At 44.6% G+C, this 13,365-nt stretch carries 9 protein-coding genes; 4 read left to right on the top strand and 5 right to left on the bottom strand.

The features are described 5' to 3' along the window. Positions 1–585: 585 nt before the first annotated feature. The 4 genes from ACDJ59_RS24750 to udk form a co-directional block, all read right to left on the bottom strand. Positions 586–3,489, bottom strand: a complete 2,904-nt coding sequence (locus tag ACDJ59_RS24750) for a DUF5704 domain-containing protein (RefSeq protein WP_413406496.1) — start codon at positions 3,487–3,489, stop codon at positions 586–588. A 478-nt stretch (positions 3,490–3,967) separates the two neighbouring features. Then, a complete protein-coding gene (locus ACDJ59_RS24745) occupies positions 3,968–5,248 on the bottom strand; it encodes an S-layer homology domain-containing protein (protein ID WP_413406494.1) in 1,281 nt (426 codons plus the stop codon). Between the two features lie 332 nt (positions 5,249–5,580). Further along, a complete protein-coding gene (gene csaA, locus ACDJ59_RS24740) occupies positions 5,581–5,910 on the bottom strand; it encodes a chaperone CsaA (protein ID WP_100526488.1) in 330 nt (109 codons plus the stop codon). A gap of 109 nt (positions 5,911–6,019) precedes the next feature. Continuing rightward, the gene (udk, locus tag ACDJ59_RS24735) at positions 6,020–6,652 is read right to left on the bottom strand and encodes a uridine kinase (protein ID WP_017691162.1); all 633 of its coding nucleotides are present in this window, start codon (positions 6,650–6,652) and stop codon (positions 6,020–6,022) included. A gap of 322 nt (positions 6,653–6,974) precedes the next feature. On the opposite strand from udk, the gene ACDJ59_RS24730 reads away from it, so the two are divergent. The 4 genes from ACDJ59_RS24730 to ACDJ59_RS24715 all read left to right on the top strand — a co-directional run bounded on the left by ACDJ59_RS24730 (position 6,975) and on the right by ACDJ59_RS24715 (position 12,395). Then, a complete protein-coding gene (locus ACDJ59_RS24730) occupies positions 6,975–7,811 on the top strand; it encodes a PRD domain-containing protein (RefSeq protein WP_413406491.1) in 837 nt (278 codons plus the stop codon). A gap of 138 nt (positions 7,812–7,949) precedes the next feature. Beyond that, the gene (locus ACDJ59_RS24725; RefSeq protein WP_413406489.1) at positions 7,950–9,878 is read left to right on the top strand and encodes a beta-glucoside-specific PTS transporter subunit IIABC; all 1,929 of its coding nucleotides are present in this window, start codon (positions 7,950–7,952) and stop codon (positions 9,876–9,878) included. A 93-nt stretch (positions 9,879–9,971) separates the two neighbouring features. Beyond that, entirely contained in the window at positions 9,972–11,429 is a 1,458-nt protein-coding gene (locus ACDJ59_RS24720; protein ID WP_413406487.1) for a glycoside hydrolase family 1 protein, read from the top strand. 6 nt (positions 11,430–11,435) lie between these two features. Then, positions 11,436–12,395, top strand: a complete 960-nt coding sequence (locus tag ACDJ59_RS24715; RefSeq protein ID WP_413406485.1) for a 2-keto-3-deoxygluconate permease — start codon at positions 11,436–11,438, stop codon at positions 12,393–12,395. A 104-nt stretch (positions 12,396–12,499) separates the two neighbouring features. On the opposite strand, the gene ACDJ59_RS24710 is transcribed toward ACDJ59_RS24715, so the two are convergent. Further along, complete coding sequence (locus tag ACDJ59_RS24710) at positions 12,500–13,183, bottom strand: type 1 glutamine amidotransferase domain-containing protein (protein WP_127546516.1); 684 nt, start codon at positions 13,181–13,183, stop codon at positions 12,500–12,502. Positions 13,184–13,365 lie beyond the last annotated feature (182 nt).

Raw genomic sequence — 13,365 nt, 5'->3', positions numbered from 1 at the left:
GCTGTGGATGAAGAACATCATGACACATACATAAAGTTTTGGGGAAGGACGTTAGAGCACTTGAGCAGATATATCGTTAAACGATTATTACAACTCGTAGTCGTATTGTTCGGCATCACGTTCCTGACGTTCCTGCTAACCTACCTGTCTCCTGGAGAAAGTCTGTCAGGATAATACTAATGTGCTGGTTTTCTTTATAGTCTAAGTAAGGTTTTAAAAAGAGAATGATGCAAGAAGGGTTACCCCAGAAGTCCATAGATGACTTTCAGGATAACCCTTTTGTTGTATAACAGGCATGTTGTGTGTATCTGGGATGTGACAATGGAATAACTTGTGAAAGTTTTATCGTATGTGGTTCAGTGCACCTATGTCATTCAGTACACCATAGTTTTACGCAGGCTGTATAGTACTTAGTCTGACACTTCATGGCTATTTTATCATACAATTATTGATTGCTTCATTGGGTGATGAACGCTATAAAGACAGTCAGTCTATTTTGGAGAGGTACTCCACATATAGACTCTTTTGTCCACAAGTAGTTGGCCACATATGCTTAGCCAGTCGTACTGACATGAGAGATTCAAACTAGTGTGGTACTTGGGATTGGAAGTCATTCCGGCTGGACTGATCAGCATGGTAAAAGACAATGTCGCCATCCTCCAGCGGCCAGGTTCTGCCTTGACTGTCTGTTGGGGTTTTGTTGAAACCTTCCATCTGCCATTGATTCATCAGAGGTGCATGAATGTATTGCAGATGGGGTGCCTCTGTATTTCCATTTCGCAGGCTCTCCATGTTGAAGTTGACCACGATATAACCATTCTTTAGAAAAACATTCGATTTCTCATCCAGCTGATTTTGTCGGGCGAGGGGTTCAAGATCCGTACCTTTTGGTACGGCATATACATCGGCCGGTAAGCTGTACTCCCCGTACCAGCGTTGGATTGCTGCATTGGCCCGGTCCACGTTGACCCCGGAAGGAATGTCCGTTTTCGGCCCAATGAGTGTCCGAATCGGAGCAGACAGGATCATCCAGTCATAACGACCTACCCATGTTTTTTGATGGGAAGTCTGATCGACCAGGCGAACCATATGTTCTGCCAACGTACGCTGGTTGCGTTCTTCCGCTGTCAGCTCATAAGTATACTGATAACGCGCTGTATCGCCTAACTCTGTACCGGGTACATTTCGAAGACGTGAGTTAAGGACAACAAAGCGTTTCTCCAGATCCTGAGCCGATCCGATACGGATTAGGCGTTCCTGGCCTCGATGGTAGTACAGATCCACTTCTTGCCGGGAGGACCCATCTTTACTCACAAAAGCAAAAGTGGGTGTAATTCGAATACCATCCTGCTTGCCAAACATATTGCCCTTGGTCTTCAGATCGAACTTGAAATGGTACCCTGTCTTCACAGTTGCGTTAGCGAATCCCTGCACCGGATGGCTTCCTGGTCGAATAGGCAATGCAAATGGAGCCAGGTTACCTCGCGGATCACCATCAATGCTATTCATCCCGGTCCAGTAGCTATAGCCCGTTGGTTCGGGACTACCCAACCGCTTGCGAAATACACTTTCCCAGTTGTAATCAGAGATATCAGTGACGTGAAAATCATATAACCTTCCGATAACATCTACCGGTACGGTGTCTGCTGCAACATGATGTGCCAGATTGGTATTGGCATCTTGCTGCTCAGTAAAGTTTGCAGGTGCATTCTCTGCAATATTGCGGAATGCAATGTGATATTTGCCTTCTTCTACCCAGACAGGGAGATAAAATGTGGTATCCAGTTGATTGACCGGAATATCAACCCATGTCTTGGCAGGGATAAACTGACTCCAGTCAGCATTGTAGACATCAAACGGAAATTGCACCTGTTTGATTCGAAAATATTTGGCATAGTCCCGATTCCCATAACCGGGATAACTCGCTGCGTCCAAGTGCTGTCCCGATGTGGGAATTCGCACAATGAACGGGCGTTCCAGAATGAGTGCAGCGCTGGTTGGGTCTGGTACGGTTTTCTGATTATGGGGCTGATCATCCGATACCCAGGCGTAGTTGACGACAGGGGTGTGTACCGTGACGGTGTTGATGCCGTTAATCGGTAATATTTTATTGGAGCCGCCATTCACGTTACCCGGTAGCAAATCATAATAGATCTCACCAGAGCTTGTGGTGTTTGCTTTATTCAGCAGGGAATTGCTGATCATATTACCCGGTTTGTACAGCACATCCCGCCCAATCGTTGTTGGATTAGGAATGTTGGATGGTGTTGGGCCATCTTTGGTTGCTTCCACATCATTCATAATGGGTGTGTTGTTGAATTTCACTAAATCATTATTCACTTTACTTTGAGGTGTGTTGGATTCAGCCATCCCTTTTAACCGTGATGTATCATCAGGCACACTGGGAGGTTGGTTCAAACCACCTGTTAATTTGGGTGGAGTATATGAGATTGAAGTGGTTTGCCCTGGTCGTACATGGCTTTCTACGGATTCATCATTTTTAGACTCTAGTGTTGGTGGTGTGTATCCTGTTGGATTCATCGTAACGGTCTCACCGGGCAAAGCGTAATTATTCATGGTTGCTTTAGCGATCTTGTATACTTCCAGATTGTTAATTTTCCAGTAGGAGTAGTCTCTTGTGATCTGGAAGTTGTATGGCTTGGGTACCGTGTCGTTCGCGGGTACAGGTGGCCCTGGTGTACAACCATCATCGTCACATTCCTCTGGTCCAGGTACTGTCCACTCTCTGTCGTACGAGATTGTGACATTACAGTTGTATGTAACTTTACCGCTCATTTTCGCCCAAGCTTGTTTAAACAGATAATTGTCAGCAAAGGCATTTGTGTAGAGTGACTCGGAAGTAGGGATTCCTTTTAACACGTTGAATGTTTCATTATCTCTGTTATCTGACTTAATAACACCGTTGGCATTTGGATCAAGATCATTCATGCTCATGATGGTTCCAGCAGAAGGTGGTCCAATCGTTGGCGTGCAACCTCCACCACCGCCCCCGTTACCGTCGCCCTCGCCAGTACCTGGGTTCTCTTCAACACCAATGTTTGTTGTGGTAGTTAACTGAAAATCGTCCTTCTCCCACAATACAGTGATGGTTGTAGTTCCCCTACTGACAGCTTGAACTAATCCGGAATTATTAACGGTAGCGACACCAGGATTGGATGATTCCCATGTAGTTGTACCACCGCTTCCAGTGTTTACATTGGTCTCTGCTCCAAAATTTCCATCTCCATTTTTCGTTTTGACCGTTGCATTTAATTGTTTGGACTGGTTCAAGTTAAGTTGCCCGCCAGCTGTGAGGTTGATCTCTTTGGTTATTTCAGCCAATGCCTTCCAATAAAGATCAGTTCTGAAAATGTAGTCCGCTGACCATTTCGGAGGGTTATACTCTCTTGATGCAGTAGGGGCGATTGCGCCCCCAATTTGCATTTGGAATTTGGTGCTCAATCCATCGAATTCATCTACAGAAATCAAAATTGGATCTCCAATTCTATAATAGCTAGTGTTATCCATGTAGTGCGGTTTCTTTGATCTTTCAGTTATTGTAGATGAAGGGGGCTGCTCATTGTTTTTATCTTTGTACTCTGTTGGTTTGTATACATCTTTATCGAGATCTAACTGTACACATACTCTTGATGATTTAGGTAAGTTAGTTGAACTTTCATTAAGTAAATCAATGCCGTTACACTGACCTTCTACCCTCCAATCCAAATTATCGAGTTGAAAGATATAGATACCAAGATTTGTTTTTGCTTCTCCTTCAAGAGGAATAACTTTCTTCTGGGACTTTGCTGGTCCTGAGGGTTCCATGTGAAAAGGTTTAACTTCTTCTTTAGTGCCTGGCCCCCCGCCAGCTTCAATCGTTGAAAAGGGGGCTAATAATGCACTTATTGTAAAGGCTGCTAAAAGAAATCGACTTAAATTACTTTTTAATGCCAAAATCATCCCATCCTTATTTATTATCGATCACACTAAATGTAACTCCCTCTTTAGTTGTGAGGGTAATTGCAGAAATCAGAGCTTTATCGAAATGTAGTAGTCCATCTCCCCAGAATACAGGATCTTTGACAGTGAAAACTCCTTTACTTTTTAGAAATTCAATATTAGTCGGTATTCCAAATGAAGCACTAGTTTTTGTTTTTGGGGAAAGAAGAGGATCAACAGCACTTGAGTTCAATAGACTTCCAGCTTGTAACTGATTCATAGATGAACTTTTAATATTTAATTCAAATTCGACAAATGAGTGATAAGCACCTCGTAAAGTTGTAATAACTCCTTCATCAACAAATACGGGATAATAAATACTCCGTTTTGCTCCTACTGCATAAGGGCTAACAACAATCCAATTGTGGATTTTGAGATCGGAATAATTTGTTAGTGTTACGAGATTTTTATTTCTTATTTTTGAAAAATCCTCTGTTACAGAATCATAGTCAATGTTAGGATTAACCTTTTTCTCAGGTGTTTTTTTGTACGATGGCGCAATAACATTCAAATTGGTCCCCGTCAATCCTACCGCCCGCAGCTCATTTAAACCCTGAAAATCGGCAGGTTTTGTCTTGGCAACGGCTGCATAACGGGCAATCAACACAGCAACTTCCGCCCGAGTGGTGGTACGATCGACACCAAATGTTTTATCGTTTGCTACACTCATCAGCCCTGTTCCCAGGGCAACGGCTACTGCATTTTTTTGACCGCTTGCGAGTTTACCTGTGAAATATTCCTTTGCGGGCACAACGGTGTTCGTCACATCAGAGAGTGCTTGTTTGTAATCAGGATCAACCACGGTTAGCCCTTGCGTCAGCCAAGTAGCCATTTCGCCTCGTTGAAGAGCGCCTTGTGCATCCAATTTTCCCTTGTAATTAGAAGGGCTGATAAAACCTTTTGCGATAGCAATAGAGACACCGCTTTTGGCCCATTCGGGTATGTCCGTGAAATTGTTTTGTTCTTGTGTCGTTGCATTAGGCTGGTCGGACAAACGTCCCAGGATACTTGCCATTTCAGCTTTGGTGACGGGTGAACTTGGTTTAAATGTCCCGTCGGCATACCCTTTGAAATAACCTTGTTCCACGGCCGAATTAATCGCTGCGGATGCCCAGTGTGTAGCTGGAACGTCCTTGAATTTAGTTGTAGCTTGTGCGGCTTCTACAGAACTCCCAACACCTCCAAAACCTACGATACCCCCTGTTAATAAAGCTAATACCGTTACGCAAGAAATCATCATTTTTCTCATGAATCTTACTCCTCTCAATTGTGAATTTCTCTCCTTGATATGTACTTTTCAGGCTACTAGATACTAAATTTGTAATAATAATCAATATTCTACCATGTAAAACTAGGCTGTTGGTATGATTTATCAATATATTTCCTCCTCTCCACACAACTTCTACTAATGCTCAAGACCTATATTTCCTCAAAAAACACAAAAAAAGGCCACGAATCCGCAGATCCATAGCCTTATGCTTTAAGGTCTCTAACATATGTAGTTCCATCAATAATCAATAAATCAAGAATACTCGATTTCCAAACATTTGAAAAGCCCTATTCTTCTTACTCAAATTAAAGTCAGGCTATCGGTGTTCCATTAGGTAATGGACTATCCGGTGTGAGCAAGATAACATCGCCTTCACCAGGCACGCCGCCTAGCACAAGTACTTCAGAGACAAAACCGGCAATCCGCCGGGGTGGAAAATTAACTACAGCAACGACCTGTTTGCCAATGATCATGTCAGGCGTGTATCGCTGGGTAATCTGAGCGCTGGAACGTTTCAGGCCAAGTGGTCCGAAGTCGATCGTCATTTTAATAGCGGGTATGCGAGCCTTGGGGAAGGGTTCGGCTTCCACCACGGTACCAACCCGGATGTCATGCTGCATGAACTCTTCAAAAGTAGCCATAGGGGGATCTCCTTTCAATGATGGGGATTATTATATATGAAAAATCAACAAAAAATCCAGATTACGCTGTATCGTAACCTGGATTTCTGTTGTGTTGCTTTGCAGCAAATTAAGCGCCATTCCAATTTTCACCGGTGAGGTATTTCTCAGTGAGGATGGATAACATCTGAATACCTACTTCATTATGTCCGCCTTCTGGAATAATGATATCAGCATACTTTTTGGATGGCTCGATAAACGCATCGTGCATTGGTTTTACCGTTTCGAGATACTGTTTGTACACGGATTGGATCGTACGTCCGCGTTCTTCAATGTCCCGCAGTACTCTCCGCAGAATCCGCACATCGGAATCAGTATCGACGAATACTTTGATGTCCATCAGACTGCGAAGATGTTCGTCAATCAGCACATGTAATCCTTCTACAATGACAATATGGTTCGGTGCCAGTTCAACCGTCTCATTGGCAGCACGGTTATCTATGGTGAAGTCATATACGGGAGCATACGCCGCTTGGCCTTTTTTTAACAGGGTGAGATGCTCAATCAACAGATCATTATCGAATGCAAACGGGTGATCGTAATTGGTGAGTCGGCGTTGCTCAGGTGTGAGCTGCGACTGGTCTTTGTAATAATTGTCTTGGGATATAAACGTGACTTTACCTGATCCCAGACGGTCTATGACGGAGCGAGCTACCGTCGTTTTACCGGAGCCGGTTCCTCCGGCGATACCAATAATGAGCATGGTTGTTCCATAAGCCTCCCTAGAATGGCAGCATAATCATGGATAAAGAGCACTGTTCCACAATCGATTCAGCACCTTTACCCACATGTCTGTCTGTGAATACACAATTCCTTCATTGTACCACAGCGCTTTGCTTTTTTCATCTGCTTTGGAGAGGGATGTATTCCCTAGGATTGGATGATTGACTTTTTTTAAAACAGCACTATAATAAACTTATATTCATAACACGGACTGTTACTGGGGAAACCAGGCATGACCGAATTCGATTGCTTTACTGTAATCGCTTTCGGTCTTTTTTTATTTTTGTTGGGGGGTGAGAACATTGAAGGTTATCAAGAAAGTAAACAATAACGTAGCCATCGCTATTAATGAACATAACGAAGAGGTTTTTGTCGTAGGCAAGGGTGTAGGATTTCTGAAAGCCCCTTATGAGCTGACGGAGACGGACTTGGTGGAAAAAATATTTGTGGCACCAAAGAACATCCGTATGTATGATCTGCTGAACAGTATTCCGATTGAGGATATTTATCTCGCGGAGGAAGTCATCAAGCTGGGTAGTCAGATCCTGAATAAAACATTTAACCCGAATCTGCTTCTCACCCTGTCCGACCATATCAGTTTTGCATTAACCCGAACCAGAGAAGGTATCCGTATCAAAAACCCGCTGGAATGGGAAGTGCGGACACTCTATCCGGACGAGACCCGGGTGGGGGAGGCTGCCCTGAAACTGATTCAGGAAAAAACGGATATCGCTCTGCCAACAGCCGAAACAACACTGATTGCTCTGCATTTTGTTAATGCACAGGTGGGCTCAGGAGAGATGACGGATACCACCAAGGTAACCACAGTTACGGGCGAGATCCTGTCCGTGATCAAATATGCGCTCAAAATTGACTTTCAGGAGGATTCCATCCATTTCATGCGATTTGCAACACATATCAGATACTTCATCATGCGGCAGATGAGCGGTAAGTCGCTCAAGGATGAGAATGAATCTCTGTTCCTGATGGTGAAGGAGAAGTTTCCGAAAGAACTGGCTTGTGTGGAGAAGATCGCGGACTTTCTGAAAAATAACTATGGCTGGACCTGTTCGGATGATGAAAAATTATATCTGATTCTGCATATCCAACGATTGATCTCAAATGAACCAACGGAATGAACTAGTGAAGGAACTAACCGAATAATCCATATTGGACTGTTACTGATTCGATCAGGCATGACCAAGCGTAGGGAATGACGATTCCCCGGCTTGGTCATTTTTTATATATCCAATTTATTCATGTAGAGGAGAAGGGTCATGAACAACAAAGACTTGGCTAAAAACGTACTTGATCTCGTTGGCGGCGAGCAAAATATATCCGGGCTAACACACTGTGCAACCCGTTTGAGATTCGTATTGAAGGATGATAACAAAGCAGACCTCAAGGCGCTGGATCAGCTCGAAGGCGTGCTCAAGGCACAGAATTCCGGTGGACAGGTTCAGGTTGTTATCGGTGCCAAAGTAGACGCGGTATACAGTGAAGTGAAGAATTTAACTTCTGACAAGATTGGCGAGCTCACGGAGTCTACAGACAGTGGACCGAAAAAGAGACGCAACCCCGTTAACGTAGTGCTTGAAACCATCGCAGGTATATTCACCCCTGTTCTGCCAGCACTTGTTGGTTGCGGGATGATCAAGTGTTTGGCTACCGTTATAACTGCCATGGGTTACCTGGAAGGTTCCGGTTTCCTGACGATCATTAACATGATCGGGGACTGCATTTTCTATTTCATGCCATTCTTCCTGGCTGTTAGTGCAGCAAACCGTTTCAAAACCAATCCCTACTTGGCGGTAGCTCTTGCTGCGGGATTAATGCATCCAACTATTTTGAACGGTGCGGCTCAGATTGCTGAGACGGGTGTAAATAGTATCGATTTTCTCGGCATGCCGATTCTGCTGATGAAATATTCCTCTTCCGTCATTCCAATCATTTTGGCGGTATGGATTATGAGTTATGTGTATCCGATCGTCAATCGAGTGATTCCCAAGTTTCTGCAGGTCCTGCTTACCCCAATGATTGTTTTGTTCATTATGATTCCACTGGAATTAATCGTGCTTGGTCCAGTAGGATCATATATCGGTGACTGGTTGACGAATGGCATTAACTCATTGTTCTCCACTGCAGGTGTTCTTGCTGGTGCGATTCTTGGATTTTTCAAACCGATCATGGTCATGTTTGGTATGCACTATGCCATCATGCCGATTCAGGTTCAACAAGTGGCTACACTGGGTGCAACCGTGCTGTTACCAACGGCACTGGCGGCGAATTTGGCTCAGGCTGGAGCAGCCTTCGGTGTGTTTGTCCTAACGAAGAATAAAACGATGAAGTCAGCGGCTGCTTCGAGTGGATTCACCGCATTATTCGGGATTACCGAACCGGCGATCTATGGTGTAACGCTGAAATACAAACGTCCCTTTTTCGCAGGTTGTCTGGCAGGTGGTTTAGTCGGTGGATTCTACAGCTTGGTGCATACAACAGCGAACGCAATTTCACTTCCAGGTGTATTGGCAATTGGCACGTATACATCGGATCGTTACATGTATGTCGTTATTGGTTGTGTTGCCGCAGTTGTACTGGGGTTTGTGTTCACGCTGTTGGCGGGCATCAAGGAAGATACAGATGTAAATAAATCGAAGCAGCTAGCTACGGATAAAGTAAATAGCAATCAGACAATCGTTGCCACAGAGGTAACTCCAGCGTCCGTATCATCACAGACATCCACATCTTCTGACATGCTTATCGTTAGTCCAATGACAGGGGAGATTAAACCCATCTCTGAGGTAGAAGATCAGGCATTTGCCCAAGAGTTAATGGGTAAAGGCATTGCAATCGTTCCGACAGATGGCAAGGTATACGCTCCATTTGACGGAGTAGTTGAGGCGCTTTATCGCACCAAACATGCCATCGGATTGAAAGCTGCGAATGGTGTCGAGATTCTGATTCATATCGGGGTGGATACCGTCAGTCTGAAAGGTAAATATTTTAACGCCCATATCGAGCAGGGACAGACAATCCAAGCCGGCGATTTATTGGTGGAGTTTGAACCAGAAGGCATTACGTCAGCAGGCTATAACATCATTACATCCATCGTGGTAACCAACATGCAACAGTACGGAGATGTGCTGACTACAGCGACTAGCGGCCCGATCCGGGAGAGTGAACCTTTGATCAAGCTGATTCCGTAAGAACTGTTTATCTTTTGATTGGTTAAGCTACGAGTTACAAGCTAGATGGTCTTAATAAGACTTAATAACACGTAACAACAGGAGGAAACTAAAATGACAAATTCCAATTTTCCAAAAGATTTTTTGTGGGGCGGTGCACTGTCTGCCTGTCAGGCAGAGGGAGCTTATAATGTGGACGGCAAGAGTCTGACCATCCCAGAAGTGATGAAGTTTAACGAGAAGAACGACCGCAAGGTGACCAAGCAGATCCGGGTTAATTGGGAGATGATTGAAGAGGCCAGAAATGACCCGGATACCGTGAAATATCCGAAGCGCCGGGGAATTGATTTCTACCATACTTTCCGTGAGGATATCGCTTTATTTGCCGAGATGGGATTCAAAGTCTTCCGTTATTCCATTTCATGGGCCAGAGTATTTCCAGGTGGCGACGATGCCGCTCCGAACGAAAAGGCACTAGAGTTCTATGATCAGGTTATTGATGAATGTCTGAAACATGGTATGGAGCCTCTGATTACCATCAGCCATTTTGATACGCCTATCGTATTGATGGACAAGTTCGGAGGATGGTATAACCGCAAATTAATCGATCTGTATGTGAACTATTGTGATGTGCTGTTCAATCGCTACAAGGGCAAAGTGAAATATTGGGTGACGTTTAACGAGATCAACATGAGCGTGAAAGCATCGGCCAAAACGCTGGGAATCATTGATTATGATGCTCCGAATTATGAAGAAATGCTGTTCCAGGGGTTGCATCATCAATTTGTAGCTGCGTCCAGAGCAACCAAAATGGCCCATGAGATTGATCCGAATAACCAGATCGGAAGTATGGTGGCTTATTTTACAACGTATCCATACACATGCAAGCCAGAGGACGCACTTCAGATGCAGCAGGATGATCAGATGAAAAATCAGTTCTATCTCGATGTGCTCAACAAAGGGGAATACCCTTACTATAGTAAAACGTATTTCAAAAACAAGGAGATCCAGTTGAACATTGAAGATGGCGATCTGGAAAGCATTCGCGCACATACGGCTGACTTCGTGGGGATGTCGTATTACAACTCAATGATTTCCAGCAGTGATACAGAGCAACTCGAACTAACGGCCGGCAATGTACACAGTGTATATAAAAACCCGCATCTGCCCGCTAATGAGTGGGGTTGGCAGATTGATCCGATTGGCCTGCGTTATACGCTTAATCTCGTCTATGATCGGTATCAAAAACCTGTCTTCATTCTGGAGAACAGCTCAGGATTCTACGATAAGTTGAATGAAGACGGAACGATCAACGATCCCTACCGGATTGATTTCCTGAGCAAACATATCGAACAGATGGGACTCGCCATTGCGGATGGGGTCGAGGTGTTGGGATACACGATGTGGGGGCCCATCGACATGATCAGTTCAGGGACTTCCGAGATGAGCAAACGGTACGGATTTATCTACGTCGATCAGGACGACTATGGCAATGGTACGCTGAAAAGATATCGTAAGGATTCCTTCTTCTGGTATCAGAATGTGATCCGTACCAACGGAGCAGAACTGTAACGCACCATGAACATTTTGGGTCGTATCAAAAAAATACCCGGCGGCTTGCTGATTGTTCCTATGCTGGCCGCCGCGGTCATCAACACGGTGTTTCCATCGTTTTTTCAGATCGGAGATCCAACAACAGCGCTGTTCACATCAAAAGGTACCATGGTGCTGATCGGTATGATATTACTGATATCAGGAACACAGCTTAACTTGTCACAGCTTCTGGTGACTTTGAAGAGAGCAGGGGTGCTCTGTATATCACGTATCCTCATCAGCTGCCTGTTCGGCTGGGCGTTTGTATACTTTTTTGGCATAAGTGGGATTGGAGGTGTGTCAGCGGTAGCCTTCATTGCCGTTCTGACCAGTTGTAATCCGGGATTATATCTGGCCTTGATGAACACGTACGGAGATGATGTGGATCGTGCTGCGTTTGGCATTCTGAATCTGATCGCCGTACCGGTTATTCCGGTCATGATATTGAATTCGGCAAGTGGCGTGGGTATCGATTATCTCAGTGTACTTGCTACGCTAGTACCTTTCTTCATCGGGATACTGCTTGGTAATCTGGACAGCAATATACAGAAAATGTTCGCTCCGGGAACACTGATTCTGCTGCCTTTTCTAGGTACCAGCTTCGGGTCAAATATTGATCTGCGTATTGCATTTCAATCCAGTCTATCCGGTTTGTTGGTCACGGTGTTATTTTTGCTGATCTGCATGCTGCCGCTCATTGGGATCGATCGCGCGATATTAAGACGACCCGGTTACGCAGCGGCTGCGACATGTTCGGTTGCTGGTTTGTCCATGGTGGTGCCCTCGATGGCTGCCGGGTTTAATCCGGCGTATGCGCCATATGTGGACACAGCTATCGCTCAGATTGCCTTTGCTGTGATCCTGACGTCGGTTACCGTACCTTATATCGTGAAGCGTTTGGCTGGAGGAACAACGACGGAAGCTTCTGCATCAACAAATCACTAGAAAAAAACAGCACGTGTTCTGTCAGGTCATGACGGATCACGTGCTGTTTTGCTTTGTACATCTATATGATCTCCTGGGGGAGGAGAGGGATCGATCGGTTTATTTTACAGACCCAGCAGTTGTTTAACACTTTCAGCTACAGCTTTGCTAGATTGCGGATTCTGTCCTGTGACCACGCGGCCATCTGTTGTGACATAGGAACTGAAGGCAGCAGCTTTATCATATTGTGCAGCGCGTTCTCTCAACGCATCTTCCAGCAGGAAAGGAACATACTCGGTCTGTTGAGCCAATGTTTCTTCTTCATTCGTGAAGCCGGAAACGGTTTTGTCGTTGATCAAAAGCAGGCCGTTGGACAGCTTCACATTCAACAGGGCTGTAACCCCGTGGCACACGCCGGATACAACGCCACCTTTTTCATAGATATCACGAGAAAGCTCTTGAAGTTCGGCATTGTCCGGGAAATCCCACATTGTACCGTGACCTCCTGTGAAGTAGATTGCATCGTAGTCACTCGCGTTTACTTCGCTAGGTTTCAACGTATTTTTCAATTGGTTCATGAACATTTCGTTCTCGAAATAGGCTTTGGTGCTCTCATCCAGAGAGTCGCCCAGACTTTTCGGATCAAGAGGTACGTTCCCGCCTTTAGGGCTAACCAGATCGATCTGAACATTGTCATTATGGTCAAACTCTTCAATAAAATGAGTTGCTTCGCTCAGCCACAAGCCAGTAGGCTCGTCCTTTGTTGCGTACTTATCTACATTTGTTAGAACAACCAGTATCTTTTTCATATTAAAACCTCCCGTAAAATATATAACATCAATTTATAATAAATATCACAAAATTAAATTGTGTAAAATATATTATTAAATATAACATAACCATTTTCTAAAGTAAAATCATGAGCATGTCGTCGATCTCCAATGTGACTTTCAAGCGTAGGAGTAAAGAACAATCCAGTCGTAGTGAATAT

Origin of the sequence: Paenibacillus amylolyticus, assembly GCF_047302515.1 — a bacterium.
GTDB classification, from domain to species: Bacteria; Bacillota; Bacilli; order Paenibacillales; family Paenibacillaceae; genus Paenibacillus; species Paenibacillus amylolyticus_G.
Note: the sequence above shows the minus strand (reverse complement) of the source record. Positions and strands in the feature narration are given on the sequence as shown.

Bases quoted from the DNA above. Each gene is read 5' to 3' on its own strand.
- ACDJ59_RS24725 (WP_413406489.1), top strand. From the start codon at position 7,950: ATGAACAACAAAGACTTGGCTAAAAACGTACTTGATCTCGTTGGCGGC.
- ACDJ59_RS24715 (WP_413406485.1), top strand. From the start codon at position 11,436: ATGAACATTTTGGGTCGTATCAAAAAAATACCCGGCGGCTTGCTGATT.
- ACDJ59_RS24745 (WP_413406494.1), bottom strand. From the start codon at position 5,248: ATGAGAAAAATGATGATTTCTTGCGTAACGGTATTAGCTTTATTAACA.
- csaA (WP_100526488.1), bottom strand. From the start codon at position 5,910: ATGGCTACTTTTGAAGAGTTCATGCAGCATGACATCCGGGTTGGTACC.
- ACDJ59_RS24720 (WP_413406487.1), top strand. From the start codon at position 9,972: ATGACAAATTCCAATTTTCCAAAAGATTTTTTGTGGGGCGGTGCACTG.
- ACDJ59_RS24710 (WP_127546516.1), bottom strand. From the start codon at position 13,183: ATGAAAAAGATACTGGTTGTTCTAACAAATGTAGATAAGTACGCAACA.
- udk (WP_017691162.1), bottom strand. From the start codon at position 6,652: ATGCTCATTATTGGTATCGCCGGAGGAACCGGCTCCGGTAAAACGACG.